The organism is Nitrosospira sp. Nsp13, from assembly GCF_900101945.1.
Lineage (GTDB): Bacteria > Pseudomonadota > Gammaproteobacteria > Burkholderiales > Nitrosomonadaceae > Nitrosospira > Nitrosospira multiformis_D.
The window spans coordinates 213,865-236,790 of the sequence record NZ_FMVD01000003.1 but is presented as its reverse complement, the minus strand read 5'-3'; the positions used below and the strand labels follow the sequence as shown (position 1 = coordinate 236,790).

29 protein-coding genes and 1 tRNA gene are annotated in these 22,926 nt (G+C 50.6%); 18 read left to right on the top strand and 12 right to left on the bottom strand.

Going from position 1 to position 22,926, the window contains the following annotated elements:
* Nucleotides 1-114 precede the first annotated feature (114 nt).
* Nucleotides 115-1,458 carry an exodeoxyribonuclease VII large subunit gene (gene xseA / locus BLO43_RS05940; protein WP_254773359.1) on the bottom strand — a complete coding sequence of 448 codons (1,344 nt, stop codon included), beginning with the start codon at nucleotides 1,456-1,458 and terminating at the stop codon, nucleotides 115-117.
* A 381-nt stretch (nucleotides 1,459-1,839) separates the two neighbouring features.
* Here xseA and BLO43_RS05935 point away from each other — a divergent pair, with 381 nt between their 5' ends.
* From BLO43_RS05935 to argJ, 6 genes are all read left to right on the top strand, one after another.
* On the top strand, nucleotides 1,840-2,454 hold the full coding sequence (locus BLO43_RS05935) for a MotA/TolQ/ExbB proton channel family protein (protein WP_090906262.1): 615 nt from the start codon (nucleotides 1,840-1,842) through the stop codon (nucleotides 2,452-2,454).
* A 36-nt stretch (nucleotides 2,455-2,490) separates the two neighbouring features.
* Complete coding sequence (locus tag BLO43_RS05930; RefSeq protein ID WP_090906261.1) at nucleotides 2,491-2,904, top strand: ExbD/TolR family protein; 414 nt, start codon at nucleotides 2,491-2,493, stop codon at nucleotides 2,902-2,904.
* Between the two features lie 216 nt (nucleotides 2,905-3,120).
* Nucleotides 3,121-3,300, top strand: a complete 180-nt coding sequence (locus BLO43_RS05925; RefSeq protein WP_074631624.1) for a Trm112 family protein — start codon at nucleotides 3,121-3,123, stop codon at nucleotides 3,298-3,300.
* Nucleotides 3,301-3,380: 80 nt separating this feature from the next.
* Nucleotides 3,381-4,334, top strand: a complete 954-nt coding sequence (locus BLO43_RS05920; RefSeq protein ID WP_090906260.1) for an ADP-ribosylglycohydrolase family protein — start codon at nucleotides 3,381-3,383, stop codon at nucleotides 4,332-4,334.
* A 96-nt stretch (nucleotides 4,335-4,430) separates the two neighbouring features.
* On the top strand, nucleotides 4,431-4,658 hold the full coding sequence (locus BLO43_RS05915) for a sulfurtransferase TusA family protein (protein ID WP_074631622.1): 228 nt from the start codon (nucleotides 4,431-4,433) through the stop codon (nucleotides 4,656-4,658).
* A 285-nt stretch (nucleotides 4,659-4,943) separates the two neighbouring features.
* Entirely contained in the window at nucleotides 4,944-6,182 is a 1,239-nt protein-coding gene (argJ, locus tag BLO43_RS05910; RefSeq protein ID WP_090906259.1) for a bifunctional glutamate N-acetyltransferase/amino-acid acetyltransferase ArgJ, read from the top strand.
* Nucleotides 6,183-6,362: 180 nt separating this feature from the next.
* On the opposite strand, the gene BLO43_RS05905 is transcribed toward argJ, so the two are convergent.
* Nucleotides 6,363-6,842, bottom strand: coding sequence for an EF-hand domain-containing protein (locus BLO43_RS05905; protein WP_074631620.1), 480 nt, complete (start codon nucleotides 6,840-6,842; stop codon nucleotides 6,363-6,365).
* 405 nt (nucleotides 6,843-7,247) lie between these two features.
* Between BLO43_RS05905 and BLO43_RS05900 the strand changes: the two genes are divergently transcribed.
* On the top strand, nucleotides 7,248-8,126 hold the full coding sequence (locus BLO43_RS05900; RefSeq protein WP_090906258.1) for an ATP-binding protein: 879 nt from the start codon (nucleotides 7,248-7,250) through the stop codon (nucleotides 8,124-8,126).
* A gap of 16 nt (nucleotides 8,127-8,142) precedes the next feature.
* Nucleotides 8,143-9,084, top strand: a complete 942-nt coding sequence (locus BLO43_RS05895) for a Nudix family hydrolase (RefSeq protein ID WP_090906257.1) — start codon at nucleotides 8,143-8,145, stop codon at nucleotides 9,082-9,084.
* 69 nt (nucleotides 9,085-9,153) lie between these two features.
* Here the strand turns inward: BLO43_RS05895 and yacG are convergent, their stop codons facing one another.
* Nucleotides 9,154-9,342, bottom strand: a complete 189-nt coding sequence (gene yacG / locus BLO43_RS05890; protein WP_074631617.1) for a DNA gyrase inhibitor YacG — start codon at nucleotides 9,340-9,342, stop codon at nucleotides 9,154-9,156.
* A 269-nt stretch (nucleotides 9,343-9,611) separates the two neighbouring features.
* Between yacG and petA the strand changes: the two genes are divergently transcribed.
* From petA to BLO43_RS05860, 6 genes are all read left to right on the top strand, one after another.
* On the top strand, nucleotides 9,612-10,214 hold the full coding sequence (gene petA, locus BLO43_RS05885) for a ubiquinol-cytochrome c reductase iron-sulfur subunit (RefSeq protein WP_074631616.1): 603 nt from the start codon (nucleotides 9,612-9,614) through the stop codon (nucleotides 10,212-10,214).
* Nucleotides 10,214-11,461, top strand: a complete 1,248-nt coding sequence (locus tag BLO43_RS05880) for a cytochrome b (protein WP_090906256.1) — start codon at nucleotides 10,214-10,216, stop codon at nucleotides 11,459-11,461. The genes petA and BLO43_RS05880 overlap by 1 nt, the downstream gene beginning before the upstream one ends.
* Nucleotides 11,458-12,195, top strand: a complete 738-nt coding sequence (locus BLO43_RS05875) for a cytochrome c1 (protein ID WP_090906255.1) — start codon at nucleotides 11,458-11,460, stop codon at nucleotides 12,193-12,195. The genes BLO43_RS05880 and BLO43_RS05875 overlap by 4 nt, the downstream gene beginning before the upstream one ends.
* A gap of 55 nt (nucleotides 12,196-12,250) precedes the next feature.
* Nucleotides 12,251-12,850, top strand: a complete 600-nt coding sequence (locus BLO43_RS05870; RefSeq protein ID WP_041512608.1) for a glutathione S-transferase N-terminal domain-containing protein — start codon at nucleotides 12,251-12,253, stop codon at nucleotides 12,848-12,850.
* Complete coding sequence (locus BLO43_RS05865) at nucleotides 12,847-13,275, top strand: ClpXP protease specificity-enhancing factor (protein ID WP_090906254.1); 429 nt, start codon at nucleotides 12,847-12,849, stop codon at nucleotides 13,273-13,275. The genes BLO43_RS05870 and BLO43_RS05865 overlap by 4 nt, the downstream gene beginning before the upstream one ends.
* Nucleotides 13,276-13,347: 72 nt before the next feature.
* Nucleotides 13,348-13,423: transfer RNA gene (locus BLO43_RS05860), tRNA-Thr, on the top strand.
* Nucleotides 13,424-13,607: 184 nt separating this feature from the next.
* On the opposite strand, the gene BLO43_RS05855 is transcribed toward BLO43_RS05860, so the two are convergent.
* The 4 genes from BLO43_RS05855 to BLO43_RS05840 are packed head-to-tail and all read right to left on the bottom strand — an operon-like array spanning nucleotide 13,608 to nucleotide 17,005.
* Complete coding sequence (locus tag BLO43_RS05855; RefSeq protein ID WP_090906253.1) at nucleotides 13,608-14,174, bottom strand: ABC-type transport auxiliary lipoprotein family protein; 567 nt, start codon at nucleotides 14,172-14,174, stop codon at nucleotides 13,608-13,610.
* Entirely contained in the window at nucleotides 14,171-15,097 is a 927-nt protein-coding gene (locus tag BLO43_RS05850; protein WP_090906252.1) for an MlaD family protein, read from the bottom strand. The genes BLO43_RS05855 and BLO43_RS05850 overlap by 4 nt, the downstream gene beginning before the upstream one ends.
* Nucleotides 15,090-15,872, bottom strand: coding sequence for an ABC transporter ATP-binding protein (locus BLO43_RS05845; protein ID WP_090906251.1), 783 nt, complete (start codon nucleotides 15,870-15,872; stop codon nucleotides 15,090-15,092). The genes BLO43_RS05850 and BLO43_RS05845 overlap by 8 nt, the downstream gene beginning before the upstream one ends.
* Complete coding sequence (locus BLO43_RS05840) at nucleotides 15,869-17,005, bottom strand: MlaE family ABC transporter permease (protein WP_254773358.1); 1,137 nt, start codon at nucleotides 17,003-17,005, stop codon at nucleotides 15,869-15,871. Before BLO43_RS05840 ends, BLO43_RS05845 begins: the two co-directional genes overlap by 4 nt.
* A gap of 392 nt (nucleotides 17,006-17,397) precedes the next feature.
* Here BLO43_RS05840 and BLO43_RS05835 point away from each other — a divergent pair, with 392 nt between their 5' ends.
* Nucleotides 17,398-17,718, top strand: a complete 321-nt coding sequence (locus BLO43_RS05835) for a hypothetical protein (RefSeq protein ID WP_090906250.1) — start codon at nucleotides 17,398-17,400, stop codon at nucleotides 17,716-17,718.
* Nucleotides 17,719-17,728: 10 nt separating this feature from the next.
* Here BLO43_RS05835 and BLO43_RS16735 read toward each other — a convergent pair whose 3' ends face one another.
* Genes BLO43_RS16735 through BLO43_RS05825 form a run of 3 tightly spaced genes read right to left on the bottom strand, consistent with a single transcriptional unit; the run spans nucleotide 17,729 to nucleotide 18,982 of the window.
* A complete protein-coding gene (locus tag BLO43_RS16735; protein ID WP_175443873.1) occupies nucleotides 17,729-17,902 on the bottom strand; it encodes a hypothetical protein in 174 nt (57 codons plus the stop codon).
* Complete coding sequence (locus BLO43_RS05830) at nucleotides 17,868-18,767, bottom strand: GGDEF domain-containing protein (RefSeq protein WP_090906249.1); 900 nt, start codon at nucleotides 18,765-18,767, stop codon at nucleotides 17,868-17,870. The genes BLO43_RS16735 and BLO43_RS05830 overlap by 35 nt, the downstream gene beginning before the upstream one ends.
* Nucleotides 18,764-18,982, bottom strand: a complete 219-nt coding sequence (locus BLO43_RS05825; RefSeq protein ID WP_090906248.1) for a hypothetical protein — start codon at nucleotides 18,980-18,982, stop codon at nucleotides 18,764-18,766. Before BLO43_RS05825 ends, BLO43_RS05830 begins: the two co-directional genes overlap by 4 nt.
* Nucleotides 18,983-19,668: 686 nt before the next feature.
* On the opposite strand from BLO43_RS05825, the gene BLO43_RS05815 reads away from it, so the two are divergent.
* The gene (locus BLO43_RS05815) at nucleotides 19,669-20,082 is read left to right on the top strand and encodes a BON domain-containing protein (protein WP_090906246.1); all 414 of its coding nucleotides are present in this window, start codon (nucleotides 19,669-19,671) and stop codon (nucleotides 20,080-20,082) included.
* 223 nt (nucleotides 20,083-20,305) lie between these two features.
* Here the strand turns inward: BLO43_RS05815 and BLO43_RS05810 are convergent, their stop codons facing one another.
* Nucleotides 20,306-20,485, bottom strand: coding sequence for a hypothetical protein (locus BLO43_RS05810; protein ID WP_090906245.1), 180 nt, complete (start codon nucleotides 20,483-20,485; stop codon nucleotides 20,306-20,308).
* Between the two features lie 617 nt (nucleotides 20,486-21,102).
* Between BLO43_RS05810 and BLO43_RS05805 the strand changes: the two genes are divergently transcribed.
* Both BLO43_RS05805 and BLO43_RS05800 read left to right on the top strand, forming a co-directional pair.
* Nucleotides 21,103-21,435, top strand: coding sequence for a hypothetical protein (locus BLO43_RS05805; protein ID WP_090906244.1), 333 nt, complete (start codon nucleotides 21,103-21,105; stop codon nucleotides 21,433-21,435).
* Nucleotides 21,436-21,807: 372 nt separating this feature from the next.
* On the top strand, nucleotides 21,808-22,086 hold the full coding sequence (locus BLO43_RS05800; RefSeq protein ID WP_090906243.1) for a hypothetical protein: 279 nt from the start codon (nucleotides 21,808-21,810) through the stop codon (nucleotides 22,084-22,086).
* A 338-nt stretch (nucleotides 22,087-22,424) separates the two neighbouring features.
* On the opposite strand, the gene BLO43_RS05795 is transcribed toward BLO43_RS05800, so the two are convergent.
* A complete protein-coding gene (locus tag BLO43_RS05795) occupies nucleotides 22,425-22,826 on the bottom strand; it encodes a hypothetical protein (protein WP_090906242.1) in 402 nt (133 codons plus the stop codon).
* Nucleotides 22,827-22,926: the final 100 nt, after the last annotated feature.

Sequence of the window (22,926 nt, the reverse complement as noted above, 5' to 3'; positions counted from 1 at the left end):
GGATTTCATCCGGCCCTTCGTTACTCGCCGCTTACGGAGGCCTGCTCCGCCGCGCGGCTCATGCCTCGTGCTGGACGCCGTCGCGGGTGCAAAATACGTGTTAACAGGCCCTATCTACTCACCTTTCTCCGACACGTTTGCCTTGCTCCACCCTTTGGCAAATTTCATCCGTATGACATCGCCGACGTCTATCTGGCTACTATCTCTCAGTATTGTGCCATCAGCGGTATACGCGATACTGTAGCCGCGTTCCAATACCGAGGCCGGATGAAGATGCTCAAGGTTGGCCTGCTGACGCCGTAAACCCGTTATGAGCATCTCGATGCGGCTGGCTCCCGCCCGATTCAACCGAAGGCCTAGTTCCTGCTGCCGTTCGATCAGCCGGGAGATATCAGGCCGGATAACGGCAATGCGCCGATCAAGGTCGCGTAAGCACCAATACCTGATCTCGGCGTTCCGTTGCCACGAACCAGCCAGCCGTTCGCGCAAACGCTGAAGATGTGCCAGCTGGTTATCAATCCGCTCTCCAGGATGCACCAACCGGCCTGCGAGCAAATCGGTATTCTGCATGCGGCTTTCAATCCCGCGCCGCATATCCCGCTGTACGCGGCCATACAGAATTTTCGCACGATGCAGCAATTCTTCCCGATCCGGGCAGACGAGCTGGGATGCGCCGGTTGGCGTAGGTGCGCGAATGTCGGCAACAAAATCAGCAATGGTAAAGTCGGTCTCGTGACCCACGCCACTGATGATGGGAAGCGGACAAGCAGCAATCGCCCGTGCCACAATCTCCTCATTAAACGCCCACAGATCCTCGATACTGCCACCGCCTCGACATATAATCAGTACGTCGCACTCAGCGCGGCTTGCAGCCTTCTGAATAGCCGCCGCTATTTTTATGGCCGCACCGGCACCCTGCACCGGCGTGGGATATACGATCACCGGCAGCGAAGGCATGCGCCGCCGCAATGTGACCAGAACATCATGCAATGCCGCAGCGACTGGAGAAGTAATGATGCCAATCTGTTTGGGGAATACCGGCAGTGGTTTTTTCCGCTCAGGCTCAAATAGCCCTTCTTTCCCCAATCGAGTCCTGAGTTGCTCAAAAGCCTCGAACAACGTACCTAATCCCACCCGCCGGATGGTCTCGATATTCAGCTGAAAATCTCCGCGCGCTTGATACAACGTCACCAGCGCACGTACCTCCACCTGCATGCCATCCCTGGGCTCCCAGCCGAGATACTGATTTTTGTCCCGGAACATGACGCAACGTACTTGAGCGCTTGAATCTTTGAGGGAAAAATACCAGTGACCCGAACCGTAGCATTTGATATTCGAGATCTCGCCACTCACCCATAACAATGGAAATGCCTGCTCAAGCAAGTCCTTGGCACCACGGTTTAATTCACTCACACTCACGACGGTGCGAGCAATCTCCATTCCCATAAGAAAATTCATCTTGACATTCTACAGTAATCCACATTTGTAACAAAAATTGCGTAATTGCCCTGGGCAAACCCGCATGGATCCTATCTATAAGGATAACTATCTGTTTTTAAAACGATTAAATAGAAGTTCAAAAATTAACCTACCCAAAAAATATTGTTATGGAAGGCCGACTTAATGCCCTTATCTGCAAATTATCCACAAACTTATCCACAGCAATTGTGGACAAGAAAATAACTCTTCTTATCCTCTTATCCTTGCCGAAATTACATGAGCAAGATACATTATCCTAAATCCGGTAATTGAACGAGCGGTGGGAGCATGCAGCTTTTGCGGCTGGATTTGAGATTATGGCTCTGATTTTACGCACCGGATTACTAAGGAGACTGTCGCGTGTTCGCTTTGATTCAAGCTGCCGGCTGGCCAATCTGGCCGATTATCCTGGCTTCCGTCGTTGCCGTCGGTATTATTGGTGAGCGCATTTGGACCTTGCGCCTGAGCGTGGTAACGCCGAGAGACCTCCTGCCAAAGGTAGTGCACGAATACCGAGAAAGCGGCGTCAGCGAAGATATGCTTACCCGTCTCCGGAATCACTCTCCCCTCGGACAGATTTTTGCGGCGGGTTTGAGAAATGACCAGAGTACGCGCGAAATCATGAAAGAATCCATCGAAGAGGCGGGGCGTTCAGTGGCGCATGACCTTGACCGTTATCTCACCACGCTGGGAACCATCGCTTCCCTGAGCCCGCTGATGGGTCTGTTCGGAACCCTGGTCGGCATGATCGAGATTTTCGGTGTGAACACGCCTTCTACCGGAAGCGGCAATCCGGCACAACTCGCTCATGGTATTTCCGTGGCGCTTTATAATGCGGCATTTGGGATCCTGGTGGCTATTCCCAGCATGATTTTTTATCGTCATTTCCGTGCCAAAGTCGACGCGCTGGTGGTGGAAATGGAATTGCAGGCACTCAAGCTGGTGGAAATCATACACGGCGAGCGGCGTGACTAATCAATTATCGTCAGTTGTCACGACACTGCTAATCCCATGAATTTCCAGCGCGGCAGACAAAAAGAAGAGCCTGAAATTAATCTGGTGCCAATGATCGACGTATTATTGGTCATTCTAATTTTCCTGATGATTACCACGACTTACTCGAAATTCTCCGAACTTGAAATCAATCTGCCCCAGGCGACATCCGGCAAGCCTGCTGACCGCCCTAATGTCATAGACGTCTCGATTAGCGCTGCCGGAAGTTATATGGTCAATCGTACACCCGTTAAACATCCCAGCGCTGAAGGACTCAGCAGTGAATTGCGCGCCGCAGCGGGGAATCGCCCTGATCCGGTAATCGTCATTAATGCGGATGCGCACGCCACACATCAGTCGGTTATAGCGGTTATGGAGGCTGCACGCCTCGCGGGATACGGTCACATTACTTTCACGACAGAAAACCCCTGATAACATTCCCGCGGTCATAGAAACGGACGTTAAAATGTATGACTTTTGCGAATAAGAAATTGGGATTATCCTGAATCCGGCAGTTGGACAGGGTGAAGCGTACAATTTTGGTGCAGCATAAGGCACAACTACCGGATTCAGGGTTATGTAACTGGCTGAACGTGAAGGCTGATCCCGCCTGGTTAAAAAAATCTTATAAAATTGAGGTAATAACTTATGGACGCAAAATTGCTTGATATTCTGGTATGTCCATTATGCAAAGGACCACTGCTCTACAGAAAATCGGAGAATGAACTGATCTGCAAAGCGGATCGGCTGGTTTTTCCCATTAGGGACGGTATCCCGGTGATGCTGGAAGACGAGGCACGAAGGCTGTCTCCCGAAGAAGAAGTTTAGCGTTCGCCTGATAATTGAAAAAAGGATCCAGGTAATTCTTTCCGCAGAACCTATACGCAGAATTTAAGACCCCCAATACGATGAAGAATCCAAATACCACCGCTATCCTTGGCGCCCTCGTGGCTGATTCCGCCGCGCTTGGCCTTCACTGGCTCTACGATCCAGCGCGCATTGCGGAAATTGAAGCTGCCAGGGGGTTAGTGTTTCTGCACCCTGATGCTGACAATTATGCGGGTTCTAAAGGGTACTTCGCCCATGGCGGCAAATCTCCCGGAGACTCAACCAGCTACGGCGAGACATGCTTGTTGATGCTGAAGCATCTGGCAAAACATGGAAAATTCAATCGTGTCGGGTATCAAACCGAATATCGCGCACACTTTGGGCCCGGCGGTGCATTCGTGGGTTATATCGACTCCCCTACCCGTCAGACTTTACGCACCCTGTTATCAACGGAGCCCCCAGAATTTCCGGCGGCGTCCGGTGCCGATGATGATCAGCTTCCCGCCCTGGCAGTGCTCCCGGCGCTGGTCGCGGCTCACATCGGGACGCTGGATGGACTGCTTGGACAGATCGAGGAAGCCGTGCGCGTAACCAATAATAATGAACTGGCGGTCGCCGCGGCGCGGTGCTCGGCAGCGGCCTTGTTTGAAGTGCTGCAGGGTACTCCGATTGGCCAGGCATTGGCGAATGCCCTGCCATTTGCTGGGGATACCCTCACTCCCCTGCTTGAAGAGGTGCTCGCTCTGCCCACGCTGGATTGCGTTGCGGTTGCACAGCACTTTGGCATGTCTTGCCATGTCGCGGAAGGCCTGCCGGTAATTTTCCATATTGCGCAACACGCGTCCAGCTATCGTGATGCAGTCGAGTCCAACATTCGCGCCGGCGGCGATAGTTGCGGGCGCTCAATCGTGCTTGGTGCCTTGGTTGCGGCACATGCGGCGACACAGAATAGCTCCGGATCCCCTATTCCACTCTCATGGCTGGCACGATACGGAAAGTTTGCCGCGGCTGCCGATGCGTTTGCGGCACTCTGAAACTCGCGCATTCCCCTCTGAGATCACTTTATCGTATTTCGGGCATAATAAACCGGATAGCATGGGCCAGCCGTTAATGAGTCGAGGAAGAGACGCATGAATTGCGACAGTGAACTGGATGTGCGCGGGCTGAACTGCCCCTTACCCATTCTGCGAACAAAAAAATCCCTGGCGGAAATGACTACCGGGCAAGTACTAAAAATCCTGGCAACCGATCCTGGTGCGGTGATTGATTTCCAGGTCTTCGCTGATCAGACAGGTAATGAACTTCTATCCTTCTCGGAAACGGCCGGAGAATTCATGTTTTATTTTAAAAAAAAATAGACATACTAGGGCCTGTTAACACTTATTTCGCACCCGCGTTGCTACACCCCGAAGGGACGGGACGGATTTCATCCAGCCCTTCGTTACTCGCCGCTTACGGAGGCCTGCTCCGCCGCGCAGCTCATGCCTCGTGCTGGACGAAATCCGTCACCGTCGCGGGTGTGAAATAAGTGTTAACAGGCCTTAGCGGTTAATATACATAGCAGTATCGCAACATAACGTATTTCTTTGAATCCTGTACTTTGAATCCTTGAATCTATTTATTACCTCACCAGCCACATCATTATGCCTGTTAATTTCATACCCTCGCTCCCCGAACAACTGCTTCCGATAAAAGGCGTATCTCTCGGCATTACAGAAGCTGGAATCCGGAAAACCGGCCGTAAGGATTTGCTCGTGATCACACTGAATGAGGGTACAAACGTCGTCGGCCTATTTACGCAGAACGCTTTTTGCGCCGCGCCGGTAGTCATTGCTAAAGAGCATCTTTCGAATCCGGATTCCAGATCTTCGATCCGCGCATTGGTCATCAATACCGGTAATGCCAATGCAGGCACGGGTAAGGAGGGGATTGCACACGCCCGCGCCACTTGTGCCGAGCTCGCCCGATTGCTGGGCTGTGGCAGTCATCAGGTGTTGCCCTTTTCCACCGGGGTGATCATGGAGCCCCTGCCGCTGGAAAAAATTGTCGCGGGCTTGCCCGCGGCGATAGCCGACCTCAAGCCGGACAACTGGTTCGCTGCCTCCCAGGCAATCATGACAACCGATATCGTCTCCAAGGCGGTCTCGAAGCAGATTTCACTCGACGGCACGACCGTGACTGTTACCGGCATTGCGAAAGGCTCCGGGATGATCCACCCCAACATGGCAACAATGTTGAGTTATATAGCCACCGACGCGGCCTTGACTCAACCGCTGCTGGAGGAAATCGTGCGGCATGCAGCGGATAAGTCATTTAACCGCATCACCGTGGATGGCGATACTTCCACTAATGACGCTTTCATTCTGATTGGTACAGGTCATGCCGGCAATCCGGCAATCACGGATAAAGCAAGCTCCGGATTCACCGCACTACAGGATGCGGTAACAGAAGTTGCGGCGCAGCTTGCGCAAGCAATCGTACGTGATGGGGAGGGCGCCACCAAGTTCATCACCGTACGAATTGAAGGCGGTAAGACACCAGACGAATGCAACCAGGCTGCATACGCCATTGCTCGCTCACCGCTCGTTAAAACCGCTTTCTTCGCATCCGATCCCAATCTGGGCCGAATACTCGCGGCTATTGGTTACGCGGGTATAGATGGGCTTGACGTGAACAGGTTGCAACTCTATCTGGATGACGTATTGGTCGCAGAGAATGGCGGCAGGGCATCCGGCTACCGGGAACAGGACGGACAGCGAGTAATGAAACAATCTGAAATCACCGTGCGGGTTGTGCTTGATAGAGGCTCGGCGTCTACCACGATATGGACCTGTGATCTGTCTTATGATTATGTAAAGATCAATGCGGATTATCGAAGTTAGCCCATACACCCGTGCAATAGGCAATAATCAGCGAGGCAAGGCAGGCCTCAAAGCTAACCGTATAAAAGACGATAGTTGCGCGCCCTGACAAAGCGCACAACTATCCTTCCTTTCAACGACCCGCGCTTTCAAATCCTATCACCGATGCTGGCCGGATAAAGTGGTCAACATCGGGTATTCCTATTCGCCCATGGGTTTCATGTGCTGCAGGTTTTTCCCACCCCAGCCTGCTGCGTATTCACCCGCCAGCGGAGCTTGACCGGGATTTCCGTATCCCTGACCAGACCCTTGCGAATGACTACGCTTATATTTCATTCTCATTTTATCCGCTTCGTCCTTGTCGATATATCCGTCTCCATTGGCATCCATTTTTTCAAACATTAACTGACTATGGCGGGCATGCTCTTCCTTACTGACTCGGCCATCTTTATCGGTATCCGCCATGGACATTCCACATCGGCCTTCACCCGATTTCTTTTCACCATATCCTTCCTTTTTACTTCCCTCATGATACTCCGCCACCATGTAGCCTTTACCTATGGATTGCACGGCAAAAGGACTCTCTCCCGCGGAGGCGATGGGCGCAGCGCTAAGCGCAGCAGCAATGGCGGTTCCAAGGGCGAGAGAAGTAATTGATTTTTTGCTGGGCATCTTATTCATGGTATTTTCTCCTGGTTGTCGTACTTGGTTTTTGATAGCAAGCTTTCAAAAAGGCACGCGCTTGCCGCTGGTGGTAACTCATTAGGAAGATCTGTTTTTAAAGACCTGCGCATGAGCGATCTGTTACGCTTCGGAAAACCGATACCCTTGCGGATACTGCTGTAACACACTAAATTGTCGCGTTTCCCAGGGTACCGTTCCGTACGATAGCGCACATAAGGGAGATGCTCAAGTGCAAACCCTACGATCGCATGGCAGTGCCGTCATCAGGAGCCCTGCCCTTGAAGAGATTTGGCAATTACCTGCCGAATAAACTGTATGATCAGGAATCGCGGGCGTCAGGTAAGTCGATGATAAATGACTATTCCTGGCTGATTATTATTCACATATCCACTATTGGCGCATATGAATAACCAGGACACCCTATACAGTCGCGCCGAAACGTTGCTCTCCCGTCTGGAAGGGTTGCTATCCGCTGAACAGCCTGACCCCGGCTGGGACTCCGCTGTTGCGTTCCGTTGGCAAAAATATGGCCGCACCGGGTTCATAAAGCCTGTCGCCCACCCCCATCGCATTTCGCTCGATGCATTGCGAGGTGTCGAGCGGCAAAAAGAACTTCTAGACCGAAACACCCATCAGTTCGTGAAGGGCTATCCCGCCAATAACGTACTGCTTACAGGCGCACGTGGTACAGGCAAGTCGTCGCTGGTGAAAGCGATGCTTAACAAGTACGCCACCGCCGGATTACGTTTAATCGAGGTGGAAAAGCATGATCTCACCGGCTTGCACGATATCGTCGAAAAGATATACCGGCGTCCGGAGCGCTTCATCCTGTATTGTGACGATCTGTCGTTCGAATCCGATGAGCCCGGCTACAAGGCATTGAAGGTGGTGCTGGATGGTTCCATCGCTACCGCCTCAGAGAATGTGCTGGTCTACGCCACTTCCAATCGCCGTCATCTGATGCCGGAATCCATGCGGGACAATCTGGATACCCGGCATATCGAGGGAGAAATCCATCCAAGTGAATCGGTCGAGGAGAAAATTTCGCTGTCGGAACGCTTCGGTCTATGGCTGTCATTCTATCCTTTCGATCAAGATCAATACCTTGACATTGCCGGCCAGTGGCTCGCCTATTTCGGTATCGAGGAAGTGACTCCTCCCATACGCGAAGCGGCGTTGCAATGGGCGCTGGGACGGGGCTCCCGAAGTGGACGCGTCGCCTGGCAGTTCGCGCGTGATTGGGCAGGGAAACAGAAAGCGGGATTCGGCGGGGAGCGGTAAGAAAATTCCTTTCACCATGTTTCATCCTTCTGATATTGTCAAAGTCGCCGCCGCGGTCATTACCCGGCCTGATGGCAGCTTCCTTCTCGCTCGCAGGCCTGCAGGCAAGCCCTATGCCGGTTACTGGGAATTCCCGGGCGGCAAAGTGAAGCCTGACGAATCGCTGTTGCATGCACTCAGGCGTGAACTGCTGGAAGAACTGGGCATACATGTCGAACATGCCTATCCCTGGATCACCCGCACGTTTACCTATCCCCATGCTGCCGTGTGCCTGCATTTTTATCGCGTGGTGCAATGGCATGGTGAACCCTATCCTCAAGAAAATCAGGAGTTGTCGTGGCAGTTTGCGAACAATGTCGCAGTTGAACCCATGCTGCCGGCCAATGCGCCGGTATTGCGAGCACTCGATTTGCCGCCGGTTTATGCAATTACCAACGCAATGGAATTGGGAATAAAACTTTCATTAACGCGGATAGAACATGCGTTACAAGCAGACTTGCGACTAGTGCAGGTCCGTGAAAAGGGAATGATGAAAGAAGCGTTGCATGTTTTTGCTGGTGAAGTGGTTAAGCTGGCTCATCGTTACGGCGCTAAGGTGTTAATAAACGAGGACATTCGCTTGTTCCGCGAAGTTGGTGCGGATGGAGTCCATTTCCCGTCATCACAATTGATGAATCTTACGGAGCTGCCCGGCATCGACTTGTGTGGGGCATCCTGTCACAATGCGGAGGAGCTTTTTCAAGCCGAGCGATTAGGTATGAGTTTTGTAGTACTTGCGCCCGTGCTGCCAACATTGAGCCATCCTGAATCGAAAACGTTGGGATGGCAAAAGTTTGCCACGCTTGTCCGGGGATGCTCACTTCCAGTATATGCGTTGGGCGGCTTGCGCCAGGAGGATTTAACCACGGCATGGGAACATGGCGGCCACGGCATCGCCATGATGCGAGCTATTGTGTAGACATTATTTTTTAGTGAATGGAGCTGTATTAACAGTTTGCAGTTTGCCAACCCAACTTAAGCCAGATCTCTATTTCTCATCCTTCTTTAATGTCTCACCTTCTTGTTTCTCCGATTCCGGAATACGATAGGATTCGGTGGCCCACTGTCCCAGATCGATCATCTTGCAGCGCTCCGAGCAAAATGGGCGGTAACGATTGGCGGAATTCCAGATAATAATCTTACCGCACTGGGGGCAATTGACGACGGGTTGCTTCATATAAAACATCCGGGCTAATTGGAGAAATATTATAGATTAAAATGAGAAATCGCGACATTTCCCCTGCACGGATAACCTGGGGTAAGTATAAGACCGAAGAAAAGATAACGTATCCGGCGCTGGATGACCCAAGGTTCTTACGATTTCCGCCATGCAATCAATATGTTTTCTTATCAATATTTATTTTCCAATACATACTATGCTAAAATGGTTAAGTTTTTTACAGGTTTTTTTTAAAGATTACGAACCGGAAAACGGGACTGCAAAATATGGCAGACATTGAAAAAAAACAGGAAATGAGTAGCCGCCGGCGTTTTCTCATCGCCGTAACTTCGGTAGGGGGCGCGATCGCAACCGCCGCCGTCGCAACACCCTTCGTGATGGCCATGATGCCCAGTGAACGCGCCAAGGCAGCCGGGGCGCCGGTTGAGGTTGATATCAGCAAAATTGAACCGGGCATGCTATTGATGGTGGAATGGCGTGGCAAGGTTGTGTGGATATTGGACCGCACCCCCGAGATGCTGGCCACCCTGAAGAAACTTGACAATCAGGTTACCGACCCCAAATCGGAAAAACCCCAGCAGCCTGCTTACGCCCAGAATGAAACGCGCTCCATCAAGCCGGCAATTCTGGTGGTGGAAGGTGTCTGCACCCACCTGGGATGTTCTCCCGTTTATCGCAAGGACATCGCGCCCGCGGATCTTGGAGCCGACTGGCTGGGTGGTTTTTTCTGTCCCTGCCATGGGTCCAAATTCGACCTGGCGGGCCGCGTCTACAAAAGTGTTCCCGCGCCAACCAATCTGCTTGTTCCTCCTCATATGTATTTGAGCGACAACCTCTTGTTAATCGGATCTGATAAGGAGTCCGCATAATGAGCAAGCGACTGGATTCAATGAGGGAATGGCTGGATGCGCGCTTTCCTTTAACCGAGACCTGGAAGTACCATCTCGCCGAGTATTACGCACCGAAGAATTTCAATTTCTGGTACTACTTCGGCTCACTTGCCTTCCTTGTGCTGGTGAACCAGCTTCTCACCGGCATTTTTCTCACCATGAACTACAAGCCGGACGCCAGCATGGCATTCGCCTCGGTCGAATACATCATGCGAGACGTCGATTTCGGCTGGCTGATCCGCTACATGCACTCCACCGGCGCATCCATGTTCTTCGTGGTGGTCTACCTGCATATGTTTCGCGGAATGATGTATGGTTCCTACCGGAAGCCGCGCGAGCTCCTCTGGCTGATCGGCATGGGCATCTTCTTTATCCTGATGATGCTGGCGTTTACGGGATACATTTTGCCGTGGGGCCAGATGTCCTACTGGGGCGCCCAGGTGATCATAAGCATGATTGGCGCAATCCCGGTGATCGGACAAACCCTCTCCAACTGGATCCTGGGCGATTTCATGCTGTCGGACGCCGCACTTAACCGTTTCTTCGCCTATCATGTGGTGACCCTGCCAGTCGTGCTCGTGACGCTGGTATTTGTCCATGTCGTCGCATTGCATGAAGTTGGCTCAAATAATCCGGACGGCATTGAAATCAAGGCAAACAAGGATCCGGTAACCCATATTCCGGTGGATGGCATCCCCTTCCACCCGTATTACACGGTGAAGGACATTTTCGGGGTGGTTGGGTTTTTAATCGTGTTCTGCGGCATCATATTTTTTGCACCGGAGATGGGCGGTTATTTCCTTGAGTATAATAATTTCGTTCCCGCCAATACGCTGCAAACCCCCGATCATATCGCCCCGGTATGGTATTTCACTCCATACTATTCCATGCTGCGGGCGGTTACCGTCAACTTTCTCTGGGTAGACGCAAAACTCTGGGGTATCGTGCTGATGGGCGCTTCGGTCGCGATCTTTGCCCTGTTGCCTTGGCTGGACCGCAGCCCCGTAAAATCGATTCGTTATAAGGGGCCTTATTTCAAGATCGCCCTCACGCTTTTCGTCATTAGCGTTTTTGTGCTCGGCTGGCTCGGCACGAAATCACCCACGCCTCTCTATACGCTGCTGGCACAAATATTCACGGTAATCTACTTCGCCTTCTTCATTCTTATGCCGTGGTACAGCAAGATAGACAAAACCAAGCCTGAGCCGACAAGAGTGAAAGAATGAGAAAAATAACCCATATTTTATTTATTTTTTGCCTGGCTCCCCTTGTCGCATTTGCCAGCGGTTCCGAAATGAAACTGGATAAGGCGCCCATTCATCCCACGGATAAGCTTTCCTTGCAACGCGGCGCACAGGCTTATGTCAATTATTGCCTGGCTTGCCACAGCACCGAATACATGCGCTACAACCGGCTCAGGGACCTGGATCTCAGCGAAACTCAGATCAGCGATAATCTGATATTTACCGGGCAAAAAGTAGGTGAACTCATGACGGTTGCCATGAGGAAAAAGGAAGCTAAACAGTGGTTCGGCTCACCTCCACCCGATCTGTCGGTGATTGCCCGCTCTCGTGGCGCAGACTGGCTCTATACCTATCTTCGCAAATTTTACCGTGATGAATCGACGGTGACCGGTTGGAATAACCTGTTATTCGATAAGGTTGCCATGCCCCATGCACTCTATCAATTACAAGGAATACAGTCTATTGCGGTTAAAACCGTCGATGACGGCCACGGCGGAAAGCATGAAGTCAAGGAATTGAAACTGGACGCACGCGGTACGCTTTCAAAAACCGAATATGATATGTATATCGCTGATCTGGTGAACTATTTGGTTTACGTGGGGGAACCTGCAGCCACAAAACGGGTACAATTGGGGATTATCATCATGCTCTTCCTGTTTGCCATGCTGGGGCTGACCTACGCCCTGAAACTGGAATACTGGAAGGATATCCACTAATTATCCCAATTTCGCCGAAGGTGTTTAGTTCAATTATGCTGGGAAGTAACAATTTATGATGACGCTGTACTCAGCCACCACCTGCCCATTCAGCCATCGCTGCCGTATCGTGCTGTATGAAAAAGGAATGGATTTTCAGATTATCGATGTCGATCTTCACAATAAGCCGGAAGATCTGGCGGTAATGACGCCCTATAGCCGGGTGCCGGTACTAGTGGAGCGCGATCTCATTTTGTATGAATCCAATATCATCAACGAATACATTGATGACCGCTTTCCACATCCGCAGCTCATGCCCGCGGATCCGGTAATGCGTGCCCGTGCACGGCTGTTTCTGCATCGCTTCGAGCAGGAACTTTTTTGCCATATCGACTCCGTCGAGAGCAGCAATCAGAAAACATCAGATAAGGCGCGCACGACGATCCGCGATAATCTGACGGTGATTGCACCGGTATTCGTCAAACAGAAATATATGCTGGGAGATGAATTTTCCATGCTCGATGTAGCGATTGCGCCACTTCTTTGGCGGCTCGATCACTATGGCATTCAGCTGCCCAAGCAAGCTGCGCCGCTATTGAAGTTTGCCGAACGTTTGTTCAGCAGACCGGCGTTCATTGACGCGCTCACCGCTTCCGAGAAAGCAATGCGCAAATGAAAGAGCTTTCCACCAAACCCTATCTGATTCGCGCCATTTACGAATGGTGTTCCGAAAGCGGTTATACCCCCTATCTATCGGTAAAGGTGGACGGCCAGACTCGTGTACCCAACGAATTTGTGAGGAACGGTGAGATCATACTCAACATCAGTTTTGATGCGGCGCATCATCTTACGCTAGGCAACGATGTAATCCAGTTTTCCGCCCGCTTTAGCGGCTTATCGCACGAGATCTCAATACCGGTGGATGCGGTTCAGGGAATTTTTGCCAAGGAAACCACACAGGGTATTCTTTTCCCACCGGAGGAGGATGCAGATACGGCACAACCTGCAAATGACATTGAGAATCTGGATAAACCGCCGTCATCCCCGCAAATTTCGCCCACCCTTACGGGTAAAAAACGGCGTTTCCAGATCGTCAAATAATTTCCGATTGTTTTTGCAGCGCCCCTTCACAAGTTTGCTCCCTCGCTTCCCAGTCTCTATAATGACACCCGCGCCGGCATAGCTCAGTTGGTAGAGCAGCTGATTTGTAATCAGAAGGTCCCGAGTTCGACTCTTGGTGTCGGCACCAATAAAAGCTTATAAATTATAAGCTACAAACAAATTACAACGCAGGGTAGACAGCAATTGAGCTTCAGGAGGCCCTGGCAGATTCAACGCCTCCCATCACGGCATAGCTGCACATGCATGGGGTCAGCCGTTGGAACTGGCCCGCTCCTTTTTTTGCAACAGCGCCCTCTATTACACAAGTCGGGTCAAGGCGGCAGTGCAGTGCTCTCCGCATCGGGCAAAGTCTCCAGCCAGGCTTGAATGTCAGTTTTAGCCTGCTCGGTCAATGTGACGAAGCCCGCGATTGCCCCGGCCGCATCCGGTGAAACAGTGTTTTGTGATAGATTAAACGAGCGATTGGCGATCAGCCGATAGTCTTTCGCTGCGAAGACGCTAACCATCAGGCTCATGACAACGCGCGCCTGATTCGAGGTTTCAAATTGTTGTTCGAACTGTGTCAGATTTATCTGTACCGTGAACGGCCGTTTACCGTTTATGGCCAAGCGACGTTCCAATAAAGCCGGGAACGGCGCTTCCCAGCGATCCAGATTGTAATAGCGGATGGCGGTTGCGTCTTTGTAAAGCAAGCGGTAGCGTATCCGCTCATCCCACAGCCAGACTGGCGCATCGAGCGTAACCGCGGCATCTTGCGCGGTAGATATTGCAATCGGCCCTAGATCGTGACTTACCGGCAACCCGTGGTTGGCACCGGTGCTGCAAGCGGAAACCGTTGCCATCAATGTTATCGCTATCAAGCCAGGTGATCGTTTCATTGTGATGCCTTGAAACCAGGCTCGCCGGGTCCTGGTGACAAGGGTTCGGCCCCCAGCAGAAACGCTTGCGGATCGGTTTCAAGCATTGTCGCCACGCGATCGAAACGGTGTATGGTGGCCTGCATCTGCAGCATGAGGGTGTTGGCTCTCGGCATGGTTGTTTGCAGCAGTTGCTGACCTACGGAAGCGCCAGTTTGCATCAGGTCGCCCGATTGCCTGGAAAGCACTGTCAGTTCTTGCCGTATTTGTTGACTTAACTGCTTGAATTCACCGGTCAGTTCATTCACCTCGGACAGCGCGTGCCGCGCGTCCGCCGTTAATGCTGGTACTTGGGTCAAGGCTTTGTCGGCGCTGTTCTGCAATGCGCTGAACTGGCTCGTGGCGGCTTCGATATTGGTCAGAATCTGTTTCATTTGCTGGATATTATTTTTGTCCAGGAGTTGATTCAGCCTGAGCACGAGTTCATGGGTTTCTTTGACCGTATCCTCACCAGCAACCGACAATCGATCAATAAGGGAGGGCTTGATCGGAATGCGGGTGTCCGGAGAGCCGCCGCTCGGCAGCGGTTCAGGATTATCGCCGCTATCTTTGAGGGCAATTTGCGTCAATCCGGTCACGCCCTGATACTCCAATGTCGCATAAACGCCGCGGTTTAATCGCACCGTGTTATCCACTTCTATTGGTACGACGATCATGCTGGGATTATTCGTATCAAAACGCACGGCGCTGACCTTGCCGACGTCGATGCCACGGTAATAAACGGTGGAACCGGTCTTGAGACCGGTCACCGAGTCGCGGGTCGTGGCCACATAGGTTTGCGTTTGACGCTGGTCATCGCCGAGCCAGTTGACAATGACGACAATACTGATGATTAGCGTTGCCATGAACAATCCGGTCGCTAAAGCATAGCTGTCTTTACCCATGACCTGTCTCCAGTGAACTGAATATCCGTTGTGCGCGGTTGTTATGAAAGAATTCCTGCACAAAAGGATGATCGCAGGCGAGCACCTTATTCAGCGTGTCGAACGCGACCAGCCGATGTTCTGCCAATACTCCTATTTTGAGGCATAAATCCCGCAAAATATCCAAGTCGTGCGTGATCATGACCACTGTGAAATCAAGCTCTTGATGCAGTTGCCGCAACAGGGTTACGAAAGCTTCACCAGCCAGGGGATCGAGTCCTGAAGTCGGTTCGTCCAATAATAATAATTCCGGCTCCAGAATCAGGGCTCGGGCCAAGGCAGCACGTTTGACCATACCGCCGGACAATTCGGACGGTTTGAGCATGGCGTCACGGGCATTCAGTCCTACCATCGCCAGCTTCATGTACACCATTTGCGAGACCAGTTCCTCGTCGTCGATATCCAGTTCCCGCAGTGGAAATGCGATATTGTCAAAAATGTTCAAGGCGCTGAACAACGCTCCGTTCTGAAACAATACGCCAGTATGATTGCGCCGCTCCCTGCATTCGATAGCGCAGGCTTCCTGGACCGGCTCGCCCAGTACTTTCAGGCTACCCCGGCTGGGTGTCTCCAGACCAATTATCTCGCGCAGCAAGGTGGTTTTACCGCTGCCGGATGCACCCACCAGTCCGAGTATCTCGCCGTTTTCAAGACGAAAACTGATATCCTGATGAATCAATTTTTCACCGAAATAAGTCCAAATGTGCTCAAGCTCCACGGCGCAAGATTTTTTCACGGAAACCCCACATTTTTGAAAAGAATGGAGAATATGGAATCCATCACAATCACCACAGTGATTGTTGTTACTACGGCATGTGTGGTTTCATCTCCCAGACTTTCGGTGTTTGGCTTGATCACAAAGCCGTAATGACAGGCGATCATGGCGATCATCATTCCGAACGTAACCCCCTTGGCTAGACCGATATAAAAATTAGCGATAGGCACCGCCTTGGGCAGATGATCGAGAAATTGCTGGTAACCGATATCCAGCGTCAGTTGCGCCGAGACCATGCCGCCGATCAAGGCCATCACATCGGTCCAGACGATCAGCAACGGCAAGGCTATGGCCAATGCGATCACTTTCGGCACAACCAGCCGCAATGAATGAGAAATACCCAACGCCGCCAAAGCGTCGAGCTCCTGAGTAACGCGCATGATGCCGATTTCGGCGGTCATGGCCGAACCGGATCGGCCGGCGACCAAAATAGCCGTAAGCATCGGCCCCAGTTCCCGTATGATGCTGAGCCCGAGCAGGTCGATGATGTAAATTTCCGCGCCGAACCGTTGCAGTTGCAATGAAGACAGATAACTCATCGAGACTCCGACCAGGAGGCCGACCAACGCAGTGACGCCCAGGGCGCTGACACCGGCCTTATAAATCGTTAACGAGATTTCCTTATAGGGTATGGCGCGGGGATGCCGAAACAAATAAACAAAATCAGCAGTCAACCTGCCGAACAAGGTCAGCCAGGCACGCATGTGTTGATAAAATCCCTGAAGCGGCACCTCCCCATAGCGCAACACCTTGGCAAAATCGAGCAGCGTGGAGTGGGGCGCCGGAATTTTACGGTCACGGCAATATTTGAATAAGTGCCGCTGTTCCGGGCGCATGATCAGATCCGCCGGCAGTTTTTCGCCCCAGGCCTGCCAGAGCAAAAAAGCCGCCGCACTGTCCAACCGTTCGATCCGGCTGATATCCCATTGTTTATCCATGTCACCGGCAAGTTTTTTAATGGACTGGCGAAGTGCCAGGTCTGTCGCTAGTGTGCGCAGACTCCATAGCCCAACCAGCACAATCAGCTTGCCACCGGATCCCTCCGGGAATGTCACCATAGGCTTTTCAGTGTCGATCATCGCCTTGTCAATCATAAAGAATGCGCTCCCTTAGCTTCCCCTGGTTACGGCAAAGTTGGTTAGTCTAGATGCCGTAAAATATCCCGGGTCTCTCTTTCGAGGAGGTCGAAGTTTTCGACTGATTATCTTTGGATGATCCCACCGTTACTTCATTCAGAATTTAACGATCTGAATTCCAGTCCTTTTTCTATTTGTAGAGTAGAAACTGAAAATTACAAGGTTACAAAGGCGCGACAAAATGGAACAATAAGTTAACGATTTTATATTATTGATAAAGTACGCTATCAACAATAGGATAGGGAGAACAGATGTATAATCAGAAGCTTACAAATCATTAGCATACTTTAGTTTCCCTTTCGCCAACAAAGGAGCATCGTAGCGAAGCCATACGGCGGTACACGGATTTCGTGGCAGATGGTAAAAATCAACCGGGGCTGTGGGAGAAATTGAAGAACCAGATTTTTGTGGGTTCTGATGAATTTGTGGCGAGCCTGCAGTACGCTCTCGATGCGAATGCTTCTCATCAGAAAATCCCCACCGCCCAGCAACGGCCGCCACCGAAGCCGTTAACCCAAATCGCCGAGGCACATGGACGAGACGAGGCGATCTTCGACGCATACACCAGCAGTGGTTACAGTATGAAGGAGATCGGGGATCATTTCAGATCGCGTTACTCCCGGGTGAGTCGCATTGTGAAAGCGCAACGACTGGCAAGAAACAAGACTTGACCCCACCGTTTCACCGTCTTGCCGACCCCATCGTCTTGCCCGGTACCCCCACCTCGCTCAAACCACGCTGAACACCCTTGAGGGGGTGCGCCGTGAGATGGCCGGTATAGCTCGAAATAGCACGCACCAGCAAGCGGGTCTTGCTACTTTCATGTGGCATCGGGGCGAAGTGTGAATTTAGCACGAATACTTTCATCAAAAAAGACTGGGCCGGTGCTTGCTTCTTTGGCCCGATACATTGCAGCATCGGCATTGGCTACCAGATCTTCCCCGGAAGTTCCATTTTCCGGATACACGGCAATGCCAATGCTTGAAGCAACGGTAAGGACCGAATCATCAATCACCACTGCTGAAGAGATCAGGGTAGATACCTTGTGGGCGATACGTTGAATATTCTGGGTACCCTGGGGATTTACCAACAAATAAAGAAACTCATCGCCGCCGTACCGGCAAATCGTATCTTCACTACGAGCTTCGATATCCAATCGTTGGGCTACGGTCTTCAACACCCGGTCACCTACAGCATGTCCGTAGATATCGTTAATTGGCTTGAAGCGATCCAGATCAATAAACATGACTGCCAAGTCCCAATCATGCCGTTTGGCAAGAGCAAGGGCTTGTTCAAGCCGGTCATGAAAAAGCTCTCGATTGGGGATGTTTGTTACGAAATCCGTCAAACTCCGTTTCTTGATTTCTTTCACTACCTCATGCGCAATTGACCAAACATCCTGGAGATCGGGTAAGGCGTCCTTGTTCCCTGGCAGCGTCTGCAGGGCGTTTACCAGTTCCCGATTGAGATGACCATGATCACTGATTTCCTGGGTGAGCGCAGTATTGACTGCGTGGAGTTGGCCCATGCATTCCCGAATCCTGTCTTCAACAGATTCATTTTGTGCCAAGGCTTTCTCTATCTCGTAAAATGTGTAACCCTTCTTTATTCCCTCCCTCATCCATTCATTGACGCTGGAAAGCCCGGTAATACAACTTTTCAGCATTGCGCGCACAGATTGGTTTTTTTTCAGCGCAACTTCCAATAAAGGAGGCCTCATACACTCTGGCGGTGGCGAGCAACGATACCCGCAAACAGACCAAGACCGCCTGTGGCTGCGAGATTATCTGAATTCTCGTATTTTTCCGCACCTATGGGAGCTCCGCCCACCGAAACGCTTATCAAAGCCGCCATGCTGGCGGATGACGCCACAGCAGCAGCACCAAAGACAACAGCCGCGGTCACCGCGTAAAACCTGATCACTTTATTCAACATCAAGAAACCCCTTGTATACATCATTCTGAATGTTGTATATGTCATACAACCGCACCTGTTATCATCTGCTTCATATGATCTAAAGCAAATCGCATGCCAGAGCATAAACAAGAATATATTCATATACCTATCTTCCGTAGATGACTGTGCTCATTTAATATGTAAACACCATCGTCATGTACTTAAGTACAAGGGGACTCTTGAAATCATGCAGATGGAATTGAACGTTCGCTTTTACAGGGAGTGAAATGAAAATTGGTTACGCGCGGGTAAGTATCCAAGAACAGGATTTGACTTTACAACCTGATGCCTTAGTTACAGAAGGACGCAAGAAATATCCAGGAAGAGGCATCAGGTGCGCAACGCGATAGGCCAGAGCTGAAAGCGACCCTTGCTTAGATGCACAAAGGCGATACACTGGTGGTATATGGAAACTGATTGCCCTGCCCCGGTCTATGAAGCAGCTTTTGGGGCATTCAAAGGTCTGGAGATTCAGCCATCAAAGAGTCTGTATTTGTTTTTAAAATCCGATCCTTTCCTGCGGTCCAATAGTCCGCGCAATCAACTGGGTAAACTATTATTCCCGGCGTTTGTTTCTGAGGACGTAGTAATGTTCTTCGTTTGATCTGGTAATCAATTGAAGATTTATTTTTGACGATATAAATAAAATTAAAAAGGGAACCAAAATGAAAGTAATAGAGAATTTCACCTTGATCGGTATTTCGATGCTAATCATTGCTGGGCTTGCCGCATGCGACAAGCCGGGGCCAGCAGAAACCGCAGGTAAAAAAATAGACCAGACGGCTAGTGAAGCCAGCAAGAAAATAAGTGAAACGGCCGATAAAGTCGGTAAAAAACTGGAGGAGCAGGGCGAAAAAGCGAGTGTGACTATTGATGATACCGAGATTACAACCAGGGTCAAAGCAGCCATTTTTGCCGAGCCCGGTCTCAAAACGCTGCAAATCAGTGTTGATACCATAAAAGGCGTTGTGACATTAAGCGGATCGGTCGATTCGTCGCCCAGCAGCGATAGGGCTAAAGCACTGGCTGGTGCGGTGGCAGGAGTGAAAGAAGTTAAAAACCAACTGGTGATAAAATAAACCAGGAAATTGAGTGATCGCCTAACACCTTACGAAGCGGATCCTAGAGGCCCTCGTTTTTGGTGCAGCGCTACGCAAAGCCAGTAATGATACGGAAGCGGCTCAGTCGAGAGTAGCCATGAAGCTGGTAAGCGCCCCACAATGTCGCTCACAGCATCGTAGGCCAATTTTCTGGCCCGGAAGCTATAGGAATGCGGGCGGTTCTGTATATGGATATAGAAATTTAATGCCGTTTGGCTAATAGCTGCTTAATTTGGTCCAAATCCTGTTGGATCTGTTCTACCGATGCAACCAGATAGATCAGGCCAAGGTAAAGATTATATTTTTCCGGCTGACTTTGCTCATTGCCAAATGAATTGAGATTTTCAACAAACATTCTTTTTGCATCCGAGGCTGCTGACATGTTGAGCTCCTTAAAATGGTTGATAGGCCTCACTGTTAATATTAGAAGGATCGCACGGATCAGCGAGCATCACAACAGGGCAATGAATGCCCCGCAGTGACACCTGTCATATAGCCGCGTACTTGACTCAATCCCCTGCCTTCCAACCGCTTTCTTGAATGCTCATGGCATCCATCCGCAAGGGATTTTGTCATTTTAGAAGGGGAATGCTAAGATTGGCACAGGCATGTTTCCGATTTCCTCAATGGAGACAGTGTAGACGAGGAGTATTAAACCTGACGGCGCAAATGATCCGGCATCAGGCTCCACTTAAATTAGAATTTGATCGATCAATGATAGGACTATGAAAATGGATGACTCATCGCTGCCGCCCAATGTTATTCCCTTATTCCGTTCTTTTCCTTCCAGAGACTTGAATTCTAAGCGGGAATATAAACGAAGGGGACCGGAAAGGCGGCAATATAGTAGAAGACGGCCTGATCCCAATAATCAGCAAGGCCCCGGTGAGAGAGAGCTACCCGACCGGCGCAGCCATGGCCGGCGCCATTGAATAGATTGATCCCAGCCGAGGTATTGAGAGTGCATCGTGCTCGTAGCCTCTTTAGGAGATATTGGCCATGAAACATGCGAAAGCATCAAATAAGGAAGTTATTGAACCCACTCAGCAAGTCTCAGGCCCCTCACTTGAGGAACTTCAACGGTCTCATTACATCGTTGAGGCTCTTATGGCAACGCTGCCTTCCCACACTAAAAAAGAGCTTGTTGATCTTCTGCAAACGCTTGCCAAGGGTGGCGAATCTCAAATAGCCATTACTTCGGCTCACCAAAGGGCTCTGCAGATTGTGTCCGATATTTGCAAACCCAATGCCGCTAATGCTAATAAACCCGAGGACGAGACAAATAGGGAGGAAACGGGAGAGAGACGGCAGCGTGACAGACGGAAGAAATAAGAATGCAGCACATCACCCGTAAGTAAAATTCAATCGATACGCGTTGGCAGTTCAGGGTTACCAATTTCTCACGTACCGCTTCTCCGATTCGCTCCCCCGCAGGCCACAGTGACTTTTTAATGTCCCGGCTTGCTCCTTGCCCATCAGTCAGATAGGCGTACTTCAGTCCAATAGTAAAACCTGGCAATGCGGTTAACATGCGAGAGAATGATTTCTCCCGCTGATTGACTATTTTTCGTCTCTTGAACACGAGCGGAACGACGAATCTGGCGTTTCTCATTGATGCTCGCTTGGAGCAGGGATAGGCGGAGAGAATCCATGGACGGGCGTAATCGGTACGCAATTGGATTTACCTCATAACAGGCAAATATTATGGCTGAGATGTCAACGTTCGACCAGACATATGAACTGGCGGATATGCTGATGGAGAAAGCGACAAAAGAGCAGCTTGCGGAATGCGCGCGACTGCTTGCCTTGAATCTTGCGCACCATCAGATAAACCATGGGGAAGTGCCGGTAGATCAAACACTGGCATTATTGCGTGTATTCGAGCCCGACAAGGAGCATCTGGATTTGCTCATTGACGGCATGGTGAACCTGATAGGCGTGCTATTGAACGTCTGTGGAGGATCGGGACAAACAAAGCATTGAGCTGGATTTTAGGAAAAGAATCGCATACTCCACCCATCCAGCTGCCAGATTCAGGTTGAATCAACGCCCGTCGCGCGAGTGGCACAATTTCCGGTCAAAAAAAGCCCGGGACGGAATTCACCGTGGCCGGGCTCGGTGATCACTACCAGAGGAGATAGCGATCCAGGATGTTTACAAAAGGGGGAATGTAAACACCTGGAATGATCTTATCAGACCAACATGCAGGATTTATGACAGCGCCCCAATCAACACATTAAATCTAGTTTTTCTTTATTTTTTATGAATATACCAGCAAACGGGCATAAAACCCAAAGCAGCTACAACCCATTCTGGTGTCATTACAAAACTATGACAAGGCCAATAATGAGGCCAAAAATCACTCTTGCCAGCATATTATCTTTTAACCAGTTGTCGACATTTTTTATGAAAACAGAACGATTCTTTTCCATGAGTTTCGGGTCGAACACCTTGGTCGGCCATCCGGTTTCAAGCTGGGGATTTTCATCGGGTTTTCCGAATCTCCTTACCAGAGAACCGGATAAGCGCTCTGCAACCCAACCAGATCCATATAACGATGCCGCAATAAGCAGGCAGTAAGGAAGTGCGACGAAAAATTTTATGGACTTATCGTGGTATTTTTCCATTAAAGGGAAGCCATAGTCATTTAATGAAATACCGATTAACCATAGGATGGGGAGAAACAGACAAACCATCAAAACATGAAAAAGCAATTGCTTCATAGTATCTCTCCTTTAATCCAACATGAGATAAGCACCTGATAGTTGCCTGAAGAACAGCCTAATAGGGCGGACGAGCTCATGAATTACTTTCCCTGCTTTA